This window comes from Sphaerotilus microaerophilus (assembly GCF_023734135.1).
Taxonomy (GTDB): Bacteria; Pseudomonadota; Gammaproteobacteria; order Burkholderiales; family Burkholderiaceae_C; genus Sphaerotilus; species Sphaerotilus microaerophilus.
The window spans coordinates 400,429-423,154 of sequence record NZ_AP025730.1 but is presented as its reverse complement, the minus strand read 5'-3'; the positions used below and the strand labels follow the sequence as shown (position 1 = coordinate 423,154).

The following is a 22,726-nucleotide window of genomic DNA, read 5'->3' as shown; positions in this document are numbered from 1 at the left end:
GTCGCCATTCGGCCGCCGGCAGGCGGCCGGGGTGGCCTCACGCCGCGGGAGCGGCGGGAGCGGTGGGGGTAGTAGAGGCTGTGGGGGTCACGGGCGGGGCGGCGCCCAGGCCCTTGCCGACGCGCTCCACCATCTCGCGGGCGAATTCGACGAAGGCCTGCGCCCCCTTGGACGCCGGGTCGAACACCACGCCCGGCACGCCATAGCTGGGCGCCTCGGCCAGGCGCACGTTGCGTGGGATGACGGTGTTGAACACCTTGTCGCCGAAGTGGTCCTTGAGCTGCTCGCTGACCTGCTGCTGCAGGGTGATGCGGGGGTCGAACATCACGCGCAGCAGGCCGATGAGCATGAGGTCGCGGTTCAGGTTGGCGTGCACCTGCTTGATGGTGTTGACCAGGTCGGACAGGCCTTCGAGCGCAAAGTACTCGCACTGCATCGGCACGATCACGCCGTTGGCGCTGGTCAGGCCGTTGAGCGTGAGCAGGCTCAGCGAGGGCGGGCAGTCGATCAGGATGAAGTCGTAGTCCAGCGAGGCGCCGGCCAGCGCGGCCTTGAGGCGGCGGTCGCGCTGCTCCAGGCCGACCAGTTCCACCTCGGCGCCGGCCAGCTCGCGGTTGGAGCCGAGCACGTCATAGCCGGCCTTCTCGGCACGGCAGCGCGCGCCGCGCACGGTGGCGCCGCCGATCAGCACGTCGTAGACCGACTGCTTCAGCTCGCGCTTGTCGACGCCCGAGCCCATCGTGGCATTGCCCTGGGGGTCAAGGTCGACCACCAGCACGCGCTGGCCGAGCTGGGCCAGGCCGGCGGCCAGGTTCACCGTGGTGGTCGTCTTGCCGACGCCACCTTTCTGGTTCGCGATGCAGAAGATTCGGGCCATGGTGGGGTGCTGGAAGGAGGAAGCAACCTCAGTTGCGGATCATGCGCAGGCCGAAGGCGATCAGGCACAGGCCGGCGAAGCGCTCCAGCCAGACGGTGACGCGGCGGTTCTGGCGCAGCCGGTCGGCGATGCGGTCGGCCAGCACGCACAGCACCAGACCGTAGGCGGCGGTGAGCAGGGCAATCGTCACCGCCATCGCCACGAAGGTGGGGATGCCGCGGTGCGTGGCCGGGTTGATGAACAGCGGGAAGAAGGCCATGTAGAAGACGATGGCCTTCGGGTTGAGCAGCGTGATCAGGAAGCACTGGCGCAGGAAGTGCCCCGGCGCGAGCTTCACCGGGCTGGCACTGCCATCGCCCCGGCTGCGCAGCAGCTTGAAGCCGATCCAGGCCAGGTAGGCCGCGCCGGCCCAGCGCACCGCATCGAAGAGCGTGGGGTTGGCCGCCATCACCGCCGCCACGCCGGCCACCGCGCACCACAGCAGCACCTGGTCACCCAGGATCACGCCCAGCGTGGCGGCCGCACCGGCACGCAGCCCGCCCTGGCCAGTGGCCGACAGCAGCGCGAAGTTGCCCGGGCCGGGCAGGGCGAGGAAGACGATCACGGCGACACAGAAGGCGCCGAAGTCAGCGATGCCGAACATGGTTGGCGATAGAAGGTGGGTCAGCGGCGCGGCACGGGGTGGCGCGCGGCGTGAGGCATGGGGAACGTGGCAAGGAGCAAGGAACAAGGACATGCACCCCACCGTGCAGCCGGAACGGCCGGCGCCACGCTGCGGCAGTGCATGGGCGAGCGTAACCGAGAACCCCGCGGGCCACGGTGTTGCCCAGGGCGGCCGGTGCCGCCCACACGCCCCAGGGTTGCGGGCTTGCCACGCCTGCCCAAGGCTGTGGACAAAGCCGTGGACAGGCGGTGTGCAGTGCGGGGGCAACCCGGCCCCTGGCGTGCACAAGGCTGTGGACAAGCCCCTGGACAACCTGAGGACCAACGGTGGGCGAGTGGTGGAGAACAGGCCGCGTGCGGTGGAAAAGCGGCCGATCGTTGCGGCCGATCGCTGCGGCGGATTCAGCCTGCTGGCCGCAGCCACACCAGGCAGCGCTGCGCGCCCAGGCCCGGCACCTCCAGCGGCTCGCGCGCCAGCACCTGCACGGTCGGATCGGCGTCGGCCAGCTCGGCCAGTTCCGCCTCCACCTGCGGGCCCTTCATCGCCAGCCAGCAGCCCTGAGGCGCGATCAGGTGGCGCGTCAGCGTGGTGAAGTCGACCAGCGAGGCAAAGGCCCGCGAGGTGATCACGTCAAAGCCGGGCTCGCGCAGCTGCTCGACCCGGCTGTGGCGCGCCTGCAGGTTGGGCAGGCCCAGCTCGGCGGCCACCTGGCGGATGAAGGTGGCCTTCTTGGCCACCGCATCGACGCAGACCACCTGCAGCTCTGGCGCGGTGATGGCCAGCACGACCCCCGGCAGGCCACCGCCGCTGCCGACGTCGAGCACCCTCGTTGCCGCACCACCGGTGTGGGCGCGCAGCGGGGTGACGATGGCCAGGCTGTCCAGCAGGTGCTGCGTCAGCATCTGCGCCGGGTCACGAACGGCGGTGAGGTTGTAGACCTGGTTCCAGCGCGCAATCAGGTCACGGTAGGCGAGCAGGCGGTCGAGCTGGCCGTCGTCGAGGGGGCAACCGAGCGACTCGGCGCCCTGGCGCAGGGTGTCGCGTTCAGCCTGCGACATGAGCGGCCTCCGGCGCAGCGTCGGGCAATCCCGCGGAATCCGCCGGGCGCTCGCCCGCCCAGCCGGTAAAGCGCCCACGCTTCAGGTGGATCAGCAGCAGCGAGATCGCCGCAGGCGTCACGCCCGAGATGCGCGAGGCCTGGCCGAGCGTCTCCGGCCGGTGGCGGGTGAGCTTCTGCCGCACCTCGAAGGAGAGGGCGGTGACCTGCGCGTAGTCCAGCTCCGGCGGCAGGCGCAGCTGCTCGTAGGCGGCGGCGCGCTGCACCTCGTCGTTCTGCTTGTCGATGTAGCCGGCGTACTTGGTGGCGATCTCCAGTTGCTCGATCACCGCATCGGCCAGCTCGGCACCGAGTTCGGCACGCAAGGTTTCACGTGAAACATCGGCGGGGCGCTGGCCGGTGTACTGCGCCGCGGCAAGCACCTCGGTCAGCGTATCAAAGCCCACGCCCGGGCGGCGCAGCAGGTCGGCGAGGTTGTACTCACGCTCGATGGCCTTGCCGAGCAGCCGTTCGGAGTCTTCGGCGGAAAGGATCGCCGGGTGCACCCAGGTGCTGCGCAGGCGCTGGGTCTCACGGGCCACGGCGTCGCGCTTGCGGTTGAAGGCCTCCCAACGCACGTCGTCGACCAGTCCAACTTGCCGGCCAATCTCGGTCAGGCGCATGTCGGCGTTGTCCTCGCGCAGCTGCAGGCGGAACTCGGCCCGACTGGTGAACATGCGGTAGGGCTCGGTGACGCCCTTGGTGATCAGGTCGTCCACCATCACGCCGAGGTAGGCCTGGTCGCGCCGCAGGGCGAGCGGCTCGCGGCCCTGAGCCTGCAGCGCGGCATTGGCCCCGGCATACAGGCCCTGCGCCGCGGCCTCCTCGTAGCCCGTCGTGCCGTTGATCTGCCCGGCAAAGAACAGGCCGCCGATCTGCCGGCTCTCGAAGCTGGACTTCAGCTCGCGCGGATCGAAGTAGTCGTACTCGATGGCGTAACCAGGGCGCAGGATGTGGGCGTTCTCCAGCCCGGGCATGGAGCGCACGGCGGCCAGTTGCACGTCGAAGGGCAGGGAGGTGGAGATGCCGTTCGGGTAGAACTCGTGCGTCGTCAGGCCCTCGGGCTCCAGGAAGATCTGATGGCTGTCCTTGTCGGCAAAGCGGTTGATCTTGTCCTCGATGCTCGGGCAGTAGCGCGGCCCGACGCCCTCGATCACGCCGGTGAACATCGGGCTGCGGTCAAAGCCGGTGCGCAGGATGTCGTGGGTGCGGCGGTTGGTGTGCGTGATCCAGCAGGGCAGCTGGCGCGGGTGCTGGCTGGCGTGGCCGAGGAAGCTGAACACCGGCACCGGATCCAGATCGCCGGGCTGCTCGATGCACTTCGAGAAGTCGATCGTGCGGCCATCGATGCGCGGCGGCGTGCCGGTCTTCAGCCGCCCCTGCGGCAGCTTCAGCTCCTTGAGCCGGGCCGACAGGCTGATGGCCGGCGGGTCCCCGGCGCGGCCCGCGGGGTGGTTGGCCAGGCCGACGTGCACCTTGCCGTCCAGGAAGGTGCCGGCGGTCAACACCACCGTCTTCGCACGGAAGCGGATGCCGATCTGCGTCACCGCGCCGACCACGCGCTCACGCTGGCCATCGCTCTCGACCATCAGGTCGTCCACCGCCTGCTGGAACAGCCAGAGGTTGGGCTGGTTCTCCAGCCGGCGGCGCATCGCGGCCTTGTAGAGGAGGCGGTCGGTCTGCGCCCGGGTGGCCCGCACCGCGGGACCCTTGCTGGAGTTGAGGATGCGGAACTGGATGCCGCCCTCGTCGGTGGCCGCGGCCATGGCGCCGCCCAGGGCATCGACCTCCTTGACCAGGTGGCCCTTGCCGATGCCGCCGATCGAGGGGTTGCAGCTCATCTGGCCGAGCGTCTCGATGTTGTGCGTGAGCAGCAGCGTGGTGCAGCCCATGCGCGCCGCGGCCAGCGCCGCCTCGCTGCCGGCATGGCCGCCGCCGACCACGATCACGTCGAATTCCTGGGGGTACAACATCATCTCGGGCATCTCGGACCTCTCGGGAGCCCCGACCGGCCGGCCTGAACGCACACGGCCCGCGCGACAGGGGGTTGTCGAGGCAGGCCGTGCAGCGGCGGGAGGGGAGGGCGCGATTCTAGGCGGGGGCTGTGGACAAGTCACCCGCGGGGGCTGGCGCGAATTCAGCCGTGCTGATCGAGCCGGCGCAGCCGCCGGGTGCGCCAGAGCGCCGCGGTCTCGATCAGGCCCCACAGCAGCGCGGCAGCCAGGGCCAGCGCGAGCAGGCGCAGGTGGCGCAGGGACAGGTGGGCGGGCATGGCGTGCGAAGGAGTCAGATCGGGCAGGTCCCCCTAGCTTGCGTGGCCACGATGACAGGACGATGGCCCGTTGATGACGGCAGCAGCCGTCGGGTGCAGGCAGCGGTCGGGCACGGGACCGGTCCATGGGCCGGGGTATGCTGCCCGGCCACCCCTCCACCCTGCCACCTTTCCTCGCCCTGGATGTGACCTCGCCTCGACACGACTTGCCGGAATGGCAGACGCTGGAGCGCCTCATCGCCCAGGGCGGGCGCTGGCTGCAGGTGCGCGAGCTGGGGCAGGTGGCCCTGCATGAGCGCGCAGGCGGGCTGCGCCGGCTGCCGCTGCTGTGCCTGACCCTGGGCAACCCCGACCCGGCCTGCCCGGCGGTGGGGCTGTTCGGCGGGGTGCATGGGCTGGAACGCATTGGCGCCGAGGTGGTGCTGGGCTGCCTGCACCACCTGGTGCACCGGCTCGCCTGGGATGGCGTGCTGCAGCGCCAGCTGGAGCAGCTTCGGCTGGTGATGATGCCGCTGGTCAACCCGGGCGGGCTGGCGCGCGGCACACGCGCGAATCCGAACGGGGTGGACCTGATGCGCAACGCACCGCTGCAGGCGCGCGAGCCGGTGCCCTTCCTGGTCGGCGGGCAGCGCCTCAGCGCCGGCCTGCCCTGGTACCGCGGGCCGGCGGGCGCGCCGATGGAGCTGGAGAGCCAGGCGGTGTGCCAGGTGGTCGAGGAGGAGCTGCTGCCGCGGCCCTTCAGCCTGGCCATCGACTGCCACTCGGGCTTCGGGCTGGACGACCGCATCTGGTTCCCCTACGCGCACACCCGCGCGCCCATCGAGCACCTGCCGGAGCTGCATGCGCTGAAGGAGCTGCTCGACAGCGGGCACCTGCACCACACCTATGTCTTCGAGCCGCAGAGCCGGCAGTACCTGGCGCACGGCGACCTCTGGGACCACCTCTACCTGCAGTCCCTGCGGCGGCCGGAGGCGGGCGTGTTCCTGCCGCTGACGCTGGAAATGGGCTCCTGGCGCTGGGTGAAGAAGAACCCGCGGCAGCTCTTCTCCCGCCTCGGGCTGTTCAACCCGATGAGCCAGCACCGGCATCAACGGGTGCTGCGCCGCCACCTGGCCTGGCTGGATTTCATGACCCGTGCCGCCGCTTCGCACACCCAATGGCGGCCCACCGGCACGGCACGCGAGCAACAGCGGCAGGCGGCGCTGTCACACTGGTACGCAGGCGACGGCGGCAAGATGGGCGGGTGAGCCCGCTGAGTCTGCCCTCATCGACACCCTCTCCTGAACCGCCCGCCTGGGTGCTGCTGCGGGGGCTGACGCGCGACCGGCGCCATTGGGGCGACTTCCCGCTGCGGCTGCGGGAGGCACTCGCTGCCACCGCGCACGGTCCGGCCGGGGTGGCCCAGGTGGTGGCACCGGATCTGGCCGGCAATGGCGCGCGCTGGCAGGAGCCCAGCCCAGCGACGGTGCCGGCCATGGTCGATGACCTGCGGGCCGTGCTGCGCGAGTTGGGCCTGTCACCGCCTTACCGTGTGCTGGCGATGTCGCTGGGCGCCATGGTGGCCATCGAGTGGGCCCGGCTGTACCCCGCGGAACTGGCCGGCGCCGTGCTGCTGAACACCAGCGTGCGAGCGCTCAGCCCGCTGTACCACCGCCTGCAGCCCCGCGCCTGGCCCACCCTGGTCGGCGGGCTCTTCCGCCCCGGTGACGCCCCAGGGCTGCAGCGGCGCGTGCTGGCCCTCACCAGCCGGCACTGGCACGCGGAGGACGAGGCCGGCGCCGCGCTGCTGGCCCAGTGGGTGGCCTGGCAGCGTGCCTGCCCGGTGCAACCCGCCAATGCGCTGCGCCAGTTGCTGGCCGCCGCGCGCTACCGCGCCCCCTCGGCACCACCGCCCGTACCGGTGCGGCTGCTCAATGGTGCGGGTGACCGCCTGGTGCACCCGGCCTGCTCGCAGGCGCTGGCGCAGGCCTGGGGGCTGCGGCTGCACCAGCACCCGTCGGCAGGGCACGACCTGCCACTGGACGCACCGGACTGGGTGGTCGGGCAGGCGCTGGCGTCGATGCGCTGACGGAAGCGGCGCTGTCGCTGCCACCAGCGCCGCGTTGTTTCACGTGAAACATGACGCTGGAGTCGCGCTTGGACTGGCGCTTGGAAGGGCAGCGCCGAGCCGGGGCAGGGCCCCCTTCCGTCACTGCGCCTCGTCCGGCTCCTGTTGCGACTCCGGTTGCGGCTCCTGCTGCGGCTCCTCTTGCTGCTGCCACAGCGCGCTGACGATGTCCGGCACCTGCCGGCTGAGCCGGTCACGCTGTGCCACATCGGCCAGGCGTGCCCGGTCGGCTTCGTCCAGCGCGCTGGGGTCGGCCCCCAGCAACACGATCGGCTGGAGCAGCTCCGCCGCCTCCGGTTCCTCGAACAGCGGCGCCCAGGCCGCAGGCTGCAGCTCGGTGGCCAGCAGGAAGCCGGTGCACCAGTTGCCGGCATCGACCCAGAAGCCGTCGTCATCCGCCTCGCCGTCCTCACCGTCTGCTCCGTCAACGGCCGCAGCCCCGCCATCCTGGCGCTCGGCGATGGCAAAGAAGGGCTGCAGCTGGTCGACATCGGCCTGCAGCTGGCGGTGGATGCTGGCCATGTGGCGTAGCACCAGCTGCACCACGCGCTTGGTCTGCTTGCCGCTGACGAAGGGCGGCTCGCTGTCGGCCGTACCGCCCCAGACCCGCGGCAGCCAGTCATCGGCCGCAGGCAGCCGCGGCGACAGGAGCAGGGCGGTGAGGTAGCCGTCCAGGCCCTCGATGTCCATCGCCCCATCGCTGCCGGGCGCGCTGGGCAGGCGGGCGAGCAGGGCGTCGAGCTGGTCCAGCTCCACGTCCGTCAGCGGCGGGTTGTCGAGGGCGGGGTTGTATTGGGGATGCTTCACGGCGTTCAGGCAGGGTGTGGCGGTTCGGGGAATCTCCCCTGTGCCGCTGCGCCGCGGTGGTGACCGCAACGGCAGCAGCAGCAGGAGGGATTCCGGATGGGGCGAGTGTGGCACGCTCGCGCCCATGATCCACGCCACCCTGGACTGCCGGCCCGGCTGCGCGGCCTGCTGCATCGCGCCTTCGATCACCAGCCCGATCCCGGGGATACCCGGGATTCCCGGGATCCCGGGCATGCCCGACGGCAAGCCGGCCGGCGTGCCCTGCGTGCAGCTGGACGAAGCGCTGCGCTGCCGGATCTTCGGCCACCCCGATCGGCCGGCGGTCTGCGCCAGCCTGCAGCCGTCCGCAGCCATGTGCGGCCCCGACCGCGCGCACGCACTGCAGTGGCTGGGCTGGATGGAAGAAGCCACCCGGCCCGGCCGCTGACCCACGCCCGGTGCCGGCCCCGGGGCTACTTCGTCAGCTGCAGCTGATCGAGGTACAGCGTGCCGGCGGTGGCGCTCTGCAGCTGCAGGTTGATGCGCTTGATGAGGTTCGGGTTGCCAAGCTGGGCGCGCGTGAGGATCACGTCCGTCCAGGTGTTGGCTGCCAGGGTCAGCGTGACGGCCCCGGTCTCGCCCGCCGAGTCCTGCGTCTGCACGGAGATCCGCAGAGGCAGCGCCGTCGGGCTGTAGGCCCAGAAGCGCAGCGTGGCCGTGGCCGAGGCCGCGATGCCCGTGCCGTGCCGCAGGGCGACGCCCCCCCAGCCCTGCAGGTCGGCGCGCAGCGATTTGGTGCCCACCTTGATCGGCGTGGTGTTGGCGAAGTTGCGCGTGGCGCTCCAGGACCAGTCGGCCCAGGTGCTGGCCAGGCTGTCGGTGTAGACCTGCGTCGCCGCGCTCGGGCAGGCGCTGGTCTTGACGGTGATGGCGTTGCTGGCCACCGAGAGGTTGCCGGCGGCGTCGCGTGCCTTCAGCGTGAAGGCGTAGCTGCTGCCGCAGTACAGCGAGGTGAGGGCGGTGGAGGTGCCGCCCAGGCCGCTGGCGAACAGGCTGCTGCCGTTGTACAGCTCGTAGCTGGAGACGCCGACGTTGTCGGTGGACGCCTTCCAGCTCAGGGTGACGCCGGTCGCTTTGACGCCCGCGGCGGCCAGCGTGGTGGGGGCGGTCGGTGCCTGCGTGTCCACCGTTCCGCTAGGCATCAAGCGGGCCAGCAGTTGGATGTAGGCCGCCTGATAGTAGATCGCCGGCTCGGTGATCTCCCAGGAGTTCTCCGGCCAGGGCGCGTTCCAGTCCTTGTAGGCCTTCTGCGGCGGCTGGCTGGTGATGCCGACCACCGAGCCGCTGTAGGTCCGGTTCGGCCCGCCGGGCAGGTAGCCCGGCGGCGGGCCATAGGGGGAGGTCTTGGCGCTGTCCCAGGCCGAGCCGTCACGGAACCAGTTGTGGAAGATCTCGCTGACCGAGGACTCGGCCCCGTAGGCGCCCATGTTGGTCAGCATCACCAGCCCGAGCGGGTTGGCGCCATGCAGCCAGTGCAGGTGCTGCTGCGCCACCTCCTGGTACAGGCTGGCGTTGGCCGGGTTGATGCCGAACAGCGCGAAGTCCAGGTTGATGGCGCCCGCCACCGAGCGCGTCTTGTTGTGGCCCCAGTTGAATTCCGCGTCGGCCAGGTGGGCGCGGTAGAGGTCGGTGCCGGCGCTGTAGTCGGTGATCGACACGGTGCCGCTCTGCGCCGCCTTCTGGTTGCGGATCGCCGTGGACACCGTGGCGCTGACGCCGTTCATGCCCGCGTAGCGCAGCAGCGCCACCTGCAGCGGCGCCCAGTAGGGGCCCCACCAGCTGATGCTGACGGGCTGCACCTGGTTGTAGTTCGCCTCGACGAAGGTCCGGTACTCGGCCTTGGCGGTCGCCTCGTAGAGGTAGATCGCGGCGATCAGCGCGCTGCTGCGCTGGCCTGCCGCGTCCACGTCGGCGTCACCGGCCTTGATGTCGCCGTCGTCACAGGCGGTCTCGAAGGTGGTGAAGTTCGCGGTGGTGGTCTTCGCGCGCGTCCAGGCCGCCTCGGCGCGGGTCAGCAGGTCCGCCCCGTAGGTGGCCTGCGAGGCAATGCCCTTGTAGACCACCGACGCGGCCGCAAACATCGCGCTGCCGGCCAGCGTGGCCGAGGTGCATTCGGGCAGGTAGTAGCGCGCCCGCGCGTCGCTGCTCGGCGGCGTGACCTCGCCATCGTAGGTGTCCAGCCCGACCTTCAGGAACAGGCCGTTGGTGCCGCTGGCGTTCTGCATGCGCTTGAGGAACTCCAGCTCGAACTTGACCTCGTCGAGCAGGTCCGGCAGCCCGTTGCCGGACTCCGGGATGCCGAAGGCGTCGCCGAACACCGCCGGGTTCATCCGGTACGCGTCGAGCAGCAGCAGCACCGCCTCCTGGGCGAAGGTGGTGTACTTGTTGGTGTCGCCCGCATCGGCCCAGCCGCCGCTCAGGTCGCGTGCCGTCGACGCCACGCCCTTGGACCAGCGGCTGGTGGCGTAGCGGTCCTGGTTGGCGCGCTCGTAGGAGGCGCCGTCCGCCCAGCGCGTGTCGGCATAGGGCGCGACCTTGGCGAAGTTCAGGCGCTGGTAGAAGAAGGTGCGCAGCGCCTGCTTCAGCACCGCGTCGTAGACCCCGGTGCCGATCTCGAACCGGCCCGAGCCGACGTTGTTCAGCGTGTCGAACAGGTAGTAGGACCCCGGCGTGGTCAGCGCCGAGAAGTCTGCCTGCCAGCCGCGGTCACCGGACTGTGCGTGCGTGGCGCCGCTCTTCCAGGCCTGGGCCGTGACGCTCAGCACCACCGCATCGTCGGCCCAGCGCCGCACCTGGATCTGGCCGGCGCCGGTGCCCGGCGTGTAGGCGTCGGCCGCATTCCAGCCCGCCTGCGGGTCGGCCAGGATGGCCACCTTGCGCATGCTCGGCAGGTAGCCGAACTGGTCGAGCTTGATGTGGGCCGTCGTGGTCGTCGGTGCCGCCAAGGCAGGCGCCCCGCCCGTGACCAGCCCAGCAACCAGCGCGATCTGTGCCAGGTGCGCCATGGGCGCCATGTGCTTCATGTGCGCACAGGCTGCCGCCGCGCTCGCGACGCCGGTGCGCCGCAGATGCTTCTTCGTCGTTCTCATGTGGTTTCCCCGCAAGCGCCCGGCCCCGCGCCTGGCGTCATCGCCCGGCTCTCTGTGGCTGGGACGGGGAGCAGTCTGGCGAGCCCAGCGTCGCCGCGCCAAGAGGCGTTACGTCTGCTTGCGCAGGATGCGGCCGGCGGGCGACACGGCGCGGTGTTTCACGTGGAACACACACGGATCACCGAAGGGATGCCTGCGCGTCAGCCGAACAATGTTTCCAGGTCGACCGTGCTGCGGCGCCCCAATGCGGCCCCATGCTCGTCCATCCAGCGCGTCGCGCGCTGCCGGCCGAGCGCCTTCAGGTGCAGCAGGAAGGGCCGGTGCGCCAGCAGCTTGGTCTCGCTGCCCAGGTGGCCGAGTGCCTCCTGCGCGTCGATCAGATGACAGCGCAGTCTCCGCAGCCGCCGCTCGAACGGCCCGAGCGACAGCCAGGAGCCGCTGGCGAGCCGGCACGCCTGGCCGAGCAGGGCCGCCTCGCGCTGGAAAGTGGCATTGAAGGTGATCTCCACCACGCGGGTGCGGATGGCGGCCGCGCTGGTCGGGTGGCCCGGGTGCTGCAACAGGCTGAGCATCACGATCAGCAGGTCATCGGCGTGGCCGCCCTGCACCAGCGGAAAGAGCGCCGGGTTGGCGCAGTAGCCGCCATCCCAGTAGGGCTGCCCGTCGATCTCCACCGCGTGGTGCAGCGTCGGCAGGCAGGCCGACGCCAGCGCCACGTCGACGGACAACTCCGCATTGCCGAACAGCCGCAGCCGCCCGGTGTCGGCCCGCGTGGCGGCGACGTACAGACGCAGCGCGTCGGGCCGGCGCAGCCGTTCGAAATCCACCAGCTCGCGCAGCAGGTCGGCCAGCGGGTTCAGCCCCAGCGGATTCAGCTGGTAGGGCGACAGAAAGTGCACCCACTGCAGCATCATCTGCACGCCCGGTGCCAGCCCGGGCTGCTCCGGGTCGCCGTCGATCAGCCACTCGGTGGGCAGCTGCGCTGCCAGGCGGTCCCAGAACCGGTCCAGCGCCTCGCGCGCGCCCTCCGGCCCACCACGCGCCAGCCCGTCGGCCAGCAGCAGCGCATTCATCGCCCCGGCACTGCTGCCGCTGACGGCATCGAAGTGGAACCGCCCACTTTCGAGCAGCCCGTCGAGCACCCCCCAGGTGAAGGCGCCATGCGCACCGCCGCCCTGCAGCGCGAGGCTCAGGGGCAGGGTGGGGGAGGGGCGTCGCCACATGGTGAACAGCTCAGGCAGGAGGGCAGGGAGGAGAGAGTCCGTCGGCGCAGTATGCCGGGACGATGTGACGCCGGTAGGGGCGCGCCGACTCCACCTTGACTGCGCCCCAAGAAAAAACGGCGCCCCGCAGGGCGCCGTCTGTCTCCTCGGACCTTCTTCTGTTGATCAGGCTGCGGCCTTCACCTTCAGGCGCCAGGCATGCAGCAGCGGCTCGGTGTAGCCGCTGGGCTGTTCCTTGCCCTTGAAGACCAGGTCCAGCGCAGCCTGGTACGCGGCGCCGTCGGGGTTGGCGACCAAGCTCTTGTAGAAGGGGTCGCCGGCGTTTTGCTGGTCCACCTTGGCGGCCATGCGGGCGAAGGTCTCGCGCACCTGCGCTTCGGTCACCACGCCGTGCAGCAGCCAGTTGCAGATGTGCTGGCTGGAGATGCGCAGGGTGGCGCGGTCTTCCATCAGGCCGACGTCGTTGATGTCGGGCACCTTGGAGCAGCCCACGCCCGCATCGACCCAGCGCACCACGTAGCCGAGGATGCCCTGGGCGTTGTTGTCGATTTCCTTCTGGCGGTCCTCGGCGCTCCACTCGGCCTTCGCCACCACGGGGATGGTCAGCAGGTCGTTGACCAGCTTGGCGGTGATGGCCGGGTTGGCCGCGTCGCCGCTGGCCTCGATGCCCTGCTGCACCTCGGCCACGCTGACCTGGTGGTAGTGCAGCGCGTGCAGCGTGGCGGCGGTGGGCGAGGGCGTCCAGGCGGTGTTGGCACCAGCCTTCGGGTGGCCGATCTTCTGCTTGAGCATCTCGGCCATCAGGTCCGGCATGGCCCACATGCCCTTGCCGATCTGGGCGCGCCCGCGCAGGCCGCACTGCAGGCCGATCAGCACGTTGCGGCGCTCGTAGGCGGCGATCCAGGCGCTGTTCTTGATGTCGCCCTTGCGCATCATCGGGCCGGCCCACATGGCGGTGTGCATCTCGTCGCCGGTGCGGTCGAGGAAGCCGGTGTTGATGAAGGCCACGCGGCTGGCCGCCGCGGCGATGCAGGCCTTGAGGTTGACGCTGGTGCGGCGCTCCTCGTCCATGATGCCCAGCTTGACGGTGCTGTCGGGCAGGCCGAGCAGCTGCTCGACGCGGCCGAACAGCTCGCTGGCGAAGGCCACTTCGGCCGGGCCGTGCATCTTCGGCTTGACGATGTAGACGCTGCCGCGGCGCGAGTTGCGGATCGCCTCGTCGCCGATGCGGCCGTGGCCCTGCAGGTCGTGCAGCGCGATGGTGGTGGTGACCACCGCGTCCAGGATGCCTTCCGGAATCTCGCGGGCCTCGGCGCCCTCACCTCCCCACAAGATGGCCGGATTGGTCATCAGGTGGCCGACGTTGCGCACGAACATGAGGCTGCGGCCGTGCAGGCGCACTTCACCCGCGCCGGTAGGGGCGGTGTAGCGGCGGTCGGCGTTCAGGCTGCGGGTGAAGGTCCGGCTGCCCTTGGCCACTTCCTCGGTCAGCGTGCCCTTCTGGATGCCCAGCCAGTTGCTGTAGCCCAGCACCTTGTCGGCGGCGTCCACCGCGGCGACGCTGTCTTCCAGGTCCAGGATGGTGGACAGCGCCGACTCCAGCACCAGGTCGGCCACGCCGGCAGCGTCGCTGGCGCCGATCGGGGTGCTGCGGTCGATGCGGATGTCGATGTGCAGGCCGTTGTTGGCCAGCAGGATGGACGAGGGGTTGGCCGCATCGCCCTGGTAGCCCACCAGCTGGGCCGGCCGGCTGAGGCCGGTGACGGCGCCGCCTTGCATCTTCACGACCAGCTCGCCCGCCTCGATGGCGTAGCCGGTGGCGTTGCGATGGCTGGCGCTGACCAGCGGGGCCGACTGGTCGAGGAAGTTGCGCGCGAACTCGATGACGCGCGCGCCGCGCACCGGGTTGTAGCCGCCGGCTCGCGCGGCACCGCCGTCTTCGGAGACAGCATCGGTGCCATAGAGCGCGTCGTACAGGCTGCCCCAGCGCGCGTTGGCGGCGTTGAGCGCGTAGCGGGCGTTCATGATCGGCACCACCAGCTGCGGGCCGGCCTGCAGGGCCAGCTCGGCGTCCACGTTGGCGGTGGTGGCCTGCACCTCGGCGGGAGCGTCGACCAGGTAGCCGATCTTGCGCAGGTAACCCTGGTAGGCCGGCATGTCGGCGATCGGGCCCGGGTTGGCACGGTGCCAGGAGTCCATCGCGGCCTGGATGCGGTCACGCTCGGCCAGCAGCGCGGCGTTCTTCGGCGCCAGGTCGGCGACGATCTGGTCGAAGCCGGCCCAGAAGGCGGCGGATTCGATGCCAGTGCCAGGCAGCACCTGGTCTTCGATGAAGCGGTAGAGCTCGGTGGCGACCTGCAGGCCGTGGATCTGGGTGCGTGCGCTCATGGTGGCGGACTCCGGGGGGTCAATGAAAAGTGGGACAGACGAACAAGGAAAGACAACGGCAGCAGGTTCAGGGCAGGCTGGCCTGCCAAGCCGCGATGCCGGCGCGGGCGATCTGCGCATCCTGGTCGGACTTGACGCCCGAGACGCCGACGGCGCCAACCACCTGGCCTTCGACGACGATGGGCACGCCGCCCTCCAGCATCCCCAGCAGCGGGGCGGACAGGAAGGAGGTGCGGCCCTGGTTGATGATTTCCTCGTAGACCTTCGACTCGCGGCGGCCCAGCGCCGCGGTGCGGGCCTTCTCGGGCGCCATGGCGGCGGTCATCGGCGAGGCGCCGTCGAGGCGGCACAGCCCGAGCAGGTGGCCACCGTCATCGGCCACGGCGATGGTGACCGCCCACTGGTTCGCGGCGGCCTCGGCCCGGGCAGCGACGAGGAGGGCATCGACGTCGGCGCTGCACAGCACGGGTTTGGTCTTCATGGCGTCCTCTCAGGGGGTGAAACATTCAGGCCGGGAAGAAGGCCAGCACATCGCGCAGGCTGGCGCCGATGCGGGAGGGCTCGCTGCCCAGCTGCTCCAGCGGTGCGCCGGCCCGGTTGACCCACAGCGTGGTGTAGCCATACCAGGTGGCGCCGATGGCATCCCAGCCGTTGCTGGAGACGAACAGGATCTGCTTCGCCGCCAGGCCCAGCGTGGCGGGGCCGAGGGCGTAGGCGCGCGGGTCGGTCTTGAAGGCGCGGGCCGGCTCGACGCTGATGACATGGTCGAGCAGGCCGCCGATGCCCGCGCTCTTGGTCGCCACGTCGAGCATGGCCGGGTCGCCGTTGCTGAGGATGCCGGTGGGCACGCCGCGCTGGCGCAGTGCCTGCAGCACCTCGCGCACCTCCGGGAAGGCGGACAGGGCGCGGTACTGGTTCATCAGCCGCAGCTCGCTGTCGGCGCCGAGCGTGAGCTGCAGCTTTGCGCAGGCAAAGCGCAGTGCGTCGCGGGTGATCTCCCAGAAGGGGCGGTAGCGGCTGCCGTCCGGCGCGCTCATCGTCACCAGCCGGGTGTACTCGATCTGACGGTCGCGCCAGAGCAGGGACAGGGCCTCGCCCCGTCCGGGGAAGAGCTGCTCGGCCGTGAGCGCCACGCTGTAGACGTCGAACAGCGTGCCGTAGGCGTCGAACAGCACCGCACGCGGCACCGCGCCGCCGTTCGCAGCGGGCGTCGCCGGCGTCGTGCAGGGGGTTTGGGCAGCCTGGGTCTTGTCCATGGCGTCACTGTATTCGATACTCGAATGGAGATTAAGTATCCATATGTTCAATGATTCGTGACCCTGATGCACGAATCAAAACAGCCTCCGAAACAGCCCTCGTTGCCCGCCCCCCCATGAGCGACCGCCTCAAGCAGATCGAAGCCTTCGTGCTGACCACCCAGAAGGGCAGCCTGACCGCCGCCGCACAGGCCGAGGGCGTGGCGCCGGCGATGATCGGCCGGCGCATCGACGCGCTGGAGGCGCGCCTGGGCGTGAAGCTGCTGCTGCGCAGCACCCGGCGCATCAGCCTGACGCACGAGGGCAGTGCCTTCCTGGAGGACTGCACCCGCCTGCTGGCCGACCTGGCCAACGCCGAAGCCAGCGTCAGCGCCGGCGGCGTGAAAGCGAGTGGCCACTTGCGCATCACCGCACCGGGCGGCTTCGGGCGCCGGCACGTGGCGCCGCTGGTGCCGGGCTTCCTGGCGCTGCACCCGGAGGTGAGCCTGTCGCTGAACCTGTCGGACCGCATCATCGACCTGCTCAACGAGGGCTACGACTGCGCCGTGCGGGTAGGCGACCTGCCCGACTCCAGCCTGATCTCGGTGCGCCTGGCCGACAACCGGCGGCGCTGCGTGGCCGCGCCGGCCTACCTGGCCCGCGCCGGGACGCCCATGCACCCAACCGACCTGCTGCGCCACGAGTGCCTGACGCTGAGCAGCGAGGCCAGCCAGTCGCGCGGCTGGGCTTTCACGATCGACGGCGAGGTGCAGTACCTGCGTCCCCCCGGCCGGCTGGACTGCAGCGACGGCCAGGTGCTGCACGCCTGGTGCCTGGCCGGCCTGGGGCTGGCCTGGCGCAGCACCTGGGAGGTCGATGGCGACCTGCGCGCCGGCCGGCTGGTGGCGGTGCTGGAGGACTACGCCGGCCCGCCCAACGGCATCCATGCGCTGTTCCCGCACGCCCGCCACCTGCCGCTGCGCGTGCGGCTGTGGATTGACTACCTGAAGCACAGCTATGGTGCGCCTGGGTACTGGAACGCACCGTAGCAGTGCCTGGATCGGTGCGGAGGTGTTGCCAATCCGCCAACCGAATTGACACATCGCAGTGGGTCAAGGTGACGCGTGAGCAGGGCCGTAGGATCTGCGCCCGCGCTTCCACGCTCTGACCCCCTATGACGAGCCGCAAACAGCTGACCCAACACCTGGCGGACTTTGACCGGCTGGCCGGCGAGCCGGTCGCGCACCAGCTGGCCTGGGCCGAGCCGCTGCGGCCGCTGTTCCTGGCGCAGCGCGACCCGCTGTTGAAGGCGCGCTTCCTGCTGAAGCTCGGCTCGCTGAGCGACACGGTGCAGCCGGTGGCCCAGGTCACCGACGACCTGCTGCTGGCGCTGCGCATCTTCCGCACCAATGACATGGCGCTGGAGGCAGCCCGCTGCCTGGCGCGGCTGGCGTACTGGCACAACCGGCGCGGCTTGCACATGGCAGCGCTGCTGGCTGGCCGCATGGCCCTGGCGCATCACGGCCTGTCGCTGAGCGAGCGGACGCAATTGGTGATCCCGATGTGCCTGGCGCTGGCCGCCCAGCGGCACCTGCCTCAGGCCTGGGTGCTGCTGGAGGAATTGACAGCGTCCACCAGGGCGAGGCTGCGCGACCCTCGCAGCGGGGCCCGCATCGATGGCGCGCGTGCCAGCCTGCATTTCGTCGAGGCCTTGCGCGCGGCCCAAATCCCTTCGCTCTACTGCCTCGATCTGCCGTCCGCCGAACCCGACCGCGCAGCCAGCAATCGGCACCTTCAAGCCTGCGAGCGGCATCTGCAGGCCTACGAGCGTGCCGGGCTCGCCTCTGCCTCGAGCATCGGCCTGCGAGCCATGAGCGGCGCCCTGAGAGGTGACACACAGGCAGTGCAGGCAGGGCTGGGGGCCACCGACGCCGCGCGAGGCGCCGATGCCTTGAGCGAAGCCGTGCGGCTGTACAACTTCGGCTGGAGCTTGCGGGTGCTGGGACACATCGAGCCAGCGTACGACGCCTGCTGCGAGGCATTGGAGCGCCTGCGCCACTATCAGGACAACCGCACGCTCTTGATGGTGCATTACGAACTGTCCGTGTGCGCACGCGCATCGGGTGACCTTGACGCGGCACACCGGCACCTCAGCGACCATGTGCGCACCAATGCCCGCCTGGCCATGAACGATCTCGATGCCGCACAAGCGCTGGTGGCTGGCACGAAGATTCCGCCCCCTGAGTCGGCAGCCGCGTCTGGCATCGGAGGGCTGACGCCCACGCCGGCAGCCCACCTGCGTGCCACCGAGCCACCCTGCCTGCAGCGCGCCTTGCAGCTGCAGCACAGCCAACTGCCGCGCCGCCTGCCACTGGCCCACATCGCCGCGCGGGTCGGCGTGAGCCTGCGCACGCTGCAGGCAGCGGCGCAGAGCTACCGCGGCATGACGTTGACGGAGATGCTGCGCCGCAGCCTGATGGCCGAGGCGCTGCCCCTGCTCGGCGACACCGACCTGAGCCTGCGCGAGATTGCTTCACGCTGTGGATACGACGACCCGAGCGCCTTCAGCCGCGACTTCAAGCGTGTGTACGGCATGGCGCCCAGCGTGCACCGTGCCACGCTGCGCGGCGCCGTGGCGGCGGGCTAGCCATGGAGGCCCACGCACCGCCTACCCGTCGGGGACGGGTACGCTCTTGCGCATCTGGCCCGGTTTTTGCGTTTTTAGCCGTTCCACGGTGCAGGGCAAATCTCGACAATCCTGCGCGGCCCCTGGCAGGGAACCGATCCTGAAGTCTCTCCCGATTTGCCCCCGACGAAGGGCGCATCGCAGCGGTGCAGTCTGCGCTCGATGGCCGAACCACCCCCTGTTGATCCCACCGCTGCGCCACCCATTGACCCACCCGTCCCTGCACCGCCTGCTCGATGAGTTCGAAGCCCTGGTCCGCCAGGGCCACCCCGCCGCACCGGACTGGGCCGAGGCGCGCCGCGCGGCCGTCCTCGCCCAGCGCGACCAGCTGCTGAAGGCGCGCTTCCTCCTCGCCTGCGACCAGTGCGGCAGCGCACGCCGCCCCGTGCCGGGCCTGATCGACGACCTCCTGCTGGCACTGCGCATCTTCCGCACCAATGACCGCAGCGCCGAGGCCGCCCGCTGCCTGGCACGGCTGTGCGACCGCTACACCCTGCAGGGGCTGGACCTCGCGGCGCTGGCGGCCGGGCGCATGGCACTGGACGTCCCCGACCTGCACCTGGACGACCGCATCCGCCTGCTGGCGCCGATGTGCGTCGCACTGGCCCACCAGATGCGCATGCCCGCGGTCTGGGCGCTGATCGAGGAGATCGGCAGCGCGCTGCGGCGCCTCAGCCGCAACGGCGAGGCCTGGGGGCGTTTCGACCTGGCGCGCGCCGCGATGCACTTCATCGAGGCCGTGCGCGCCGCCCGGATGCGCTCGATCTACGGGCTCGACCTGCCGGAGGGGCCGCCCGACACGGTGGAGGTCGAGCGGCACCTGCTGGCCTGCGAACGGCTGATCGCCAGCCCATCCCTGCAGCGCAGCATCAACGCCACCAGCCTGCACGCCCTGTGCGCGACCCTGCGTGGGGACGGCGAACGTGCCGTGAACCTGCTGCAGGCGCTGTCGGTCGAGGCGAACACCCACCACGACGCGATGTGCACCTACAACCTGGGCTGGTGCCTGCGGGTGCTGGAGCGGCCCGCCGAGGCCCTGGTGCACCTGGAGCGCGCCCGGCAGATCGTCGCCGACGTGCCGGCCGGCAAGGCCCAGCTCATGGTGCAGTACGACCTCGCGCAGTGCCTGGCGCAGCTGGGACGCCACGAGGCGGCCTTCGAGGCCATGGAATCCTTCGTGCGCCAGCGTGCGGCGCTGTTCGCGGCCGAGACCCAGGCTCTGCGCCAGCTGGAGGACGCCTGCGGCGTGCGTGCCGGCGGGCGCCGCGGGGCGCTGCGCGGCCTGACCTCCCGCGCGGCACCGCCACCGGACGACATCAGCCTGCTGCGCACCGAACCCCCCTGCCTCGCGCAGGCCGAGCGGGCCCTGGTACAACAGCTGCCACGGCGCCTGAGCGTGCAGGCGCTGGCCGCCCACACGGGGGTGAGCGTGCGCACCCTGCAGCAGGCGGCGCGGCGCTTCCGCGGCCAGACGCTGAGCGCCCTGCTGCGCCAGCGCCTGATGCAGGAGGCGCTGCAGTGGATGATGACCACCGACCTGACGCTGCAGGAGATCGCCGCGCGCTGCGCCTACCGCGATGCCGGTGCGTTCAGCCGCGACTTCAAGCGCGTGCACGGCAGTGCACCCAGCGTGCACCGGAGCCTGATGAGCCGCCACACCGGCGGGGAGGGCACCGCCATCGCCACCCCGGCATGCCCGGTCTCCCCAGCCCGGGGGTAACCCGTACGATTTTGCGCGTTTGGGCAGGTCTCTGCGCCGCCTGACAAGCGAGGGGACCGGCGTGGCCCCCTAATCGATCGGCTCCAGAAGGCAGACAAGGGCGCCTGAAGCGGCACCGGGCAACCGGCCTGCCGCCCCGCGCGGGGGATGTTCAAACTACGACGAGGGAAGCAGCACCCGGCCCGGGGAGGCCGTGGCCCGCTGTGTGACATGGCACTGATGAAGGCTTGGAACGGCCCGGCCACGGCCGAGCTGCTGCACGCGGTGCAGGGCATGGCGCAGGTAGACCTGCGCCTGTACCGGCGCTCGGCCTGGCAGGCGGCACTGGCCGAGCGCCTGGCCCATTCAGGCATGGCCGACACGCCGCCTGCCACTTACCTGGAGCGGTTGCGTGACCCCGCCCGGTCCGAGGCCCGCGCACTGATCGGCACCATCGAGCAGCAGGCCTGGTCGCAGGTGGCCAACCCGCTGGCAGATGCCGAGTCGCTCAACACCCTGGCCACGGCGCTGCCGCTGCTGGGCGCGCGCCCGGGCCGCGAGCCGGCCCTGCAGGTCTGGCTGCCGGCCTGCCCGGACATGACGCACGCGCGGCTGCTGGCGCAGTGGCTGGCCGCGGCCGTGGCGCCTGCGGCCACCAGCCCCGCCCCGCAGGCAGCGCTCGTGCCGGGCTGGCGCCTGCACGTCAGCCGCGCCCACCCATCGCCACGGGAGGCTGGCGTGGACGACTGCGCACCGTTGCGCGGCTGGCCGGTGCACTGCCACGTCCACCAGGCCCTGCACGACGCGCCGCTGCCCGGCGGCGACCTGCTCATCGCGCACGGCCTGCTGGCCCCGCTGCGACCCTCGGTCCAGCGCCCGCTGCTGCGCCGCCTGCTGCGCAGCCTGTCCAGCCACGGGCTGATCTGGCTGGGCGAGGAGGCGCGCACGCTGGCGGCGGAGCTGGGCCTGGCGCCGTTGGGTGACGGGCTGGTGTTCCGCGCGGCCACCACGGCCACCCGCCAGCCCGGCCGCCACCTGCGCGCCGCAGCAGTGCCCAGCGGCGCGCCGCCCACCGGGCCGGCCGCCGCGCACCGCGCGCTGCTCGACAAGGTGGCCGCCCTCGCGGCTCGTGGCGAGGGTGCAGCGTTGTATGCCATCGGCCTGGACCATGCCGACGACCTGCGCGCGGCGGCCGGCCATGCCGCCGTCGACGCCCGTCTGGCGCAGGCGGCCCGGCGGCTGCGGCCAGCGGCGGGGGCCGACGGCATGCCGGGCCGCGTGTGGCGCACCGATGGCGACGGCCTGCGGCTGCTCCGGCCCGGCCTGCCCGACGCGGCCACCGCCCGGGCCGCCGCGCTGCAGCTGCAGCAGACCCTGGCGTTGACACCAGCGCCCGCAGCGCCGCACCTGTCCTGGAGCGTGGGGGTGGCGCTGCTGGCCGGGGTGCCGCTGGACACGCGCGCCGCGGCACAGCGCCTGCTGCACCAGGCAGAGGCCGCCCTGCTGCAGGCGCGCCGCCAAGGCCGTGGTGGCGTGGAAGTGTGCGGCGAGCCACTCGCCCGGCGGCTCGATGCCCGGGCGCTGGTGGTGGCCGAACTGCCCGGGGCGGTGGCCCGCGGGGACCTGCTGCTGCACTACCAGCCGCAGTTTGCGGTGGCCGATGGCCGGCTGGTCGGCGTCGAGGCGCTGGTGCGCTGGCGCCACCCACTGCGCGGGCTGGTGATGCCCGATGCCTTCATCGGCCATGCCGAGGAGGCCGGGCTGATCGACGAACTGGGCGACTGGGTGCTGCGCGAGGCCTGCCAGCAGGCGCGCAGCTGGCAGCTGATGGGTCTGCCAGCGGTGCCGATGGCGGTCAACGTGTCGGGCCGGCAACTGCAGCAGCCGGACTTCCCGGCCCGGGTCGGCGCCGCGCTGGCAGCGGCCGGGCTGGCACCCGGTGGACTGGAGCTGGAACTGACCGAGAGCAGCATGCTGCAGCAGCCCGAGGCCGCCGCACACCTGCTGGCCGAGTGCCGCCGCCTGGGCGTGCGCGTGAGCCTGGACGACTTCGGCACCGGCTACTCCAGCCTCGCGCTGCTGCACCGCTTCGGCGTGGACCGGCTCAAGATCGACCGCAGTTTCTTTGCCGCCGTGCCAGGCGACCGGGCCGGCGAGGCGATCATTCGCCTGGTCATCGCCCTGGCGCGCGAACTGGGCATCGGCACCGTGGCCGAAGGCGTCGAGACGCCGGCCCAGCTGGCCTGGCTGCGCCAGATCGGCTGCGAGGCGTACCAGGGCCACCTGAGCGCACAGGCGCAGGAACCCGCCCAGGCCGCCCTGTGCCTGCGCACGGGGGCGCCTGGGCGTGTCTCGAATGCGTGACTTGAACCGTCCCAAGCGGGTACACTGGCGGGCGCAGAACTACACAAGGCCGTTTTCGCAAGGTCTTGCTCATCGAACCGCTTCGCCCCCGGATGCCCTGTCACCAAGCGAAGCCGGCCCCGTTTGAAATCCCCCCGGTCTGACGTTTCTTGGGTGTTTCTGTCGCCGTTGGCACCCAGC

18 protein-coding genes are annotated in these 22,726 nt (G+C 71.2%); 7 read left to right on the top strand and 11 right to left on the bottom strand.

Features of this window, described 5'->3' with window-relative positions; translation table 11 throughout:
- Positions 1–37: 37 nt before the first annotated feature.
- The 5 genes from NGK70_RS01920 to NGK70_RS26360 all read right to left on the bottom strand — a co-directional run bounded on the left by NGK70_RS01920 (position 38) and on the right by NGK70_RS26360 (position 4,909).
- Entirely contained in the window at positions 38–877 is an 840-nt protein-coding gene (locus tag NGK70_RS01920; RefSeq protein WP_251971701.1) for a ParA family protein, read from the bottom strand.
- A gap of 28 nt (positions 878–905) precedes the next feature.
- Positions 906–1,520 (bottom strand): LysE family translocator, encoded by a 615-nt coding sequence (locus NGK70_RS01915; RefSeq protein WP_251971700.1) that lies wholly within the window; start codon positions 1,518–1,520, stop codon positions 906–908.
- 422 nt (positions 1,521–1,942) lie between these two features.
- Positions 1,943–2,599 (bottom strand): 16S rRNA (guanine(527)-N(7))-methyltransferase RsmG, encoded by a 657-nt coding sequence (rsmG, locus tag NGK70_RS01910; protein WP_251971699.1) that lies wholly within the window; start codon positions 2,597–2,599, stop codon positions 1,943–1,945.
- Entirely contained in the window at positions 2,586–4,610 is a 2,025-nt protein-coding gene (gene mnmG / locus NGK70_RS01905) for a tRNA uridine-5-carboxymethylaminomethyl(34) synthesis enzyme MnmG (protein ID WP_251973649.1), read from the bottom strand. The genes rsmG and mnmG overlap by 14 nt, the downstream gene beginning before the upstream one ends.
- Before the next feature lie 164 nt (positions 4,611–4,774).
- Positions 4,775–4,909 (bottom strand): hypothetical protein, encoded by a 135-nt coding sequence (locus NGK70_RS26360; RefSeq protein ID WP_256490738.1) that lies wholly within the window; start codon positions 4,907–4,909, stop codon positions 4,775–4,777.
- Positions 4,910–5,034: 125 nt separating this feature from the next.
- On the opposite strand from NGK70_RS26360, the gene NGK70_RS01900 reads away from it, so the two are divergent.
- Positions 5,035–6,156 (top strand): M14 family zinc carboxypeptidase, encoded by a 1,122-nt coding sequence (locus NGK70_RS01900; RefSeq protein ID WP_251971698.1) that lies wholly within the window; start codon positions 5,035–5,037, stop codon positions 6,154–6,156.
- A complete protein-coding gene (locus tag NGK70_RS01895) occupies positions 6,153–6,977 on the top strand; it encodes an alpha/beta fold hydrolase (protein ID WP_251971697.1) in 825 nt (274 codons plus the stop codon). Before NGK70_RS01900 ends, NGK70_RS01895 begins: the two co-directional genes overlap by 4 nt.
- 120 nt (positions 6,978–7,097) lie before the next feature.
- Here NGK70_RS01895 and NGK70_RS01890 read toward each other — a convergent pair whose 3' ends face one another.
- A complete protein-coding gene (locus NGK70_RS01890) occupies positions 7,098–7,823 on the bottom strand; it encodes a UPF0149 family protein (RefSeq protein ID WP_251971696.1) in 726 nt (241 codons plus the stop codon).
- A 124-nt stretch (positions 7,824–7,947) separates the two neighbouring features.
- On the opposite strand from NGK70_RS01890, the gene NGK70_RS01885 reads away from it, so the two are divergent.
- Entirely contained in the window at positions 7,948–8,250 is a 303-nt protein-coding gene (locus NGK70_RS01885) for a YkgJ family cysteine cluster protein (RefSeq protein WP_251971695.1), read from the top strand.
- A 25-nt stretch (positions 8,251–8,275) separates the two neighbouring features.
- Here the strand turns inward: NGK70_RS01885 and NGK70_RS01880 are convergent, their stop codons facing one another.
- The 5 genes from NGK70_RS01880 to NGK70_RS01860 form a co-directional block, all read right to left on the bottom strand.
- Positions 8,276–10,951 carry a glycoside hydrolase family 9 protein gene (locus NGK70_RS01880; RefSeq protein WP_251971694.1) on the bottom strand — a complete coding sequence of 892 codons (2,676 nt, stop codon included), beginning with the start codon at positions 10,949–10,951 and terminating at the stop codon, positions 8,276–8,278.
- A gap of 200 nt (positions 10,952–11,151) precedes the next feature.
- On the bottom strand, positions 11,152–12,174 hold the full coding sequence (locus NGK70_RS01875; protein ID WP_251971693.1) for a patatin-like phospholipase family protein: 1,023 nt from the start codon (positions 12,172–12,174) through the stop codon (positions 11,152–11,154).
- A gap of 165 nt (positions 12,175–12,339) precedes the next feature.
- Complete coding sequence (locus NGK70_RS01870) at positions 12,340–14,562, bottom strand: malate synthase G (RefSeq protein ID WP_251971692.1); 2,223 nt, start codon at positions 14,560–14,562, stop codon at positions 12,340–12,342.
- Positions 14,563–14,629: 67 nt separating this feature from the next.
- On the bottom strand, positions 14,630–15,043 hold the full coding sequence (locus NGK70_RS01865) for a heme-binding protein (protein WP_251971691.1): 414 nt from the start codon (positions 15,041–15,043) through the stop codon (positions 14,630–14,632).
- Between the two features lie 25 nt (positions 15,044–15,068).
- Positions 15,069–15,818 (bottom strand): haloacid dehalogenase type II, encoded by a 750-nt coding sequence (locus tag NGK70_RS01860; protein WP_251971690.1) that lies wholly within the window; start codon positions 15,816–15,818, stop codon positions 15,069–15,071.
- Positions 15,819–15,934: 116 nt separating this feature from the next.
- On the opposite strand from NGK70_RS01860, the gene NGK70_RS01855 reads away from it, so the two are divergent.
- The 4 genes from NGK70_RS01855 (at position 15,935) to NGK70_RS01840 (ending at position 22,546) form a co-directional block, all read left to right on the top strand.
- Positions 15,935–16,846, top strand: coding sequence for a LysR family transcriptional regulator (locus tag NGK70_RS01855; protein WP_251971689.1), 912 nt, complete (start codon positions 15,935–15,937; stop codon positions 16,844–16,846).
- A 125-nt stretch (positions 16,847–16,971) separates the two neighbouring features.
- Positions 16,972–18,444: a helix-turn-helix transcriptional regulator gene (locus NGK70_RS01850; RefSeq protein WP_251971688.1), complete on the top strand. Its 1,473-nt coding sequence runs from the start codon at positions 16,972–16,974 to the stop codon at positions 18,442–18,444.
- Positions 18,445–18,688: 244 nt separating this feature from the next.
- Positions 18,689–20,203 carry a helix-turn-helix domain-containing protein gene (locus NGK70_RS01845; protein ID WP_251971687.1) on the top strand — a complete coding sequence of 505 codons (1,515 nt, stop codon included), beginning with the start codon at positions 18,689–18,691 and terminating at the stop codon, positions 20,201–20,203.
- Positions 20,204–20,413: 210 nt separating this feature from the next.
- Positions 20,414–22,546 carry a putative bifunctional diguanylate cyclase/phosphodiesterase gene (locus NGK70_RS01840; RefSeq protein ID WP_251971686.1) on the top strand — a complete coding sequence of 711 codons (2,133 nt, stop codon included), beginning with the start codon at positions 20,414–20,416 and terminating at the stop codon, positions 22,544–22,546.
- Positions 22,547–22,726: the final 180 nt, after the last annotated feature.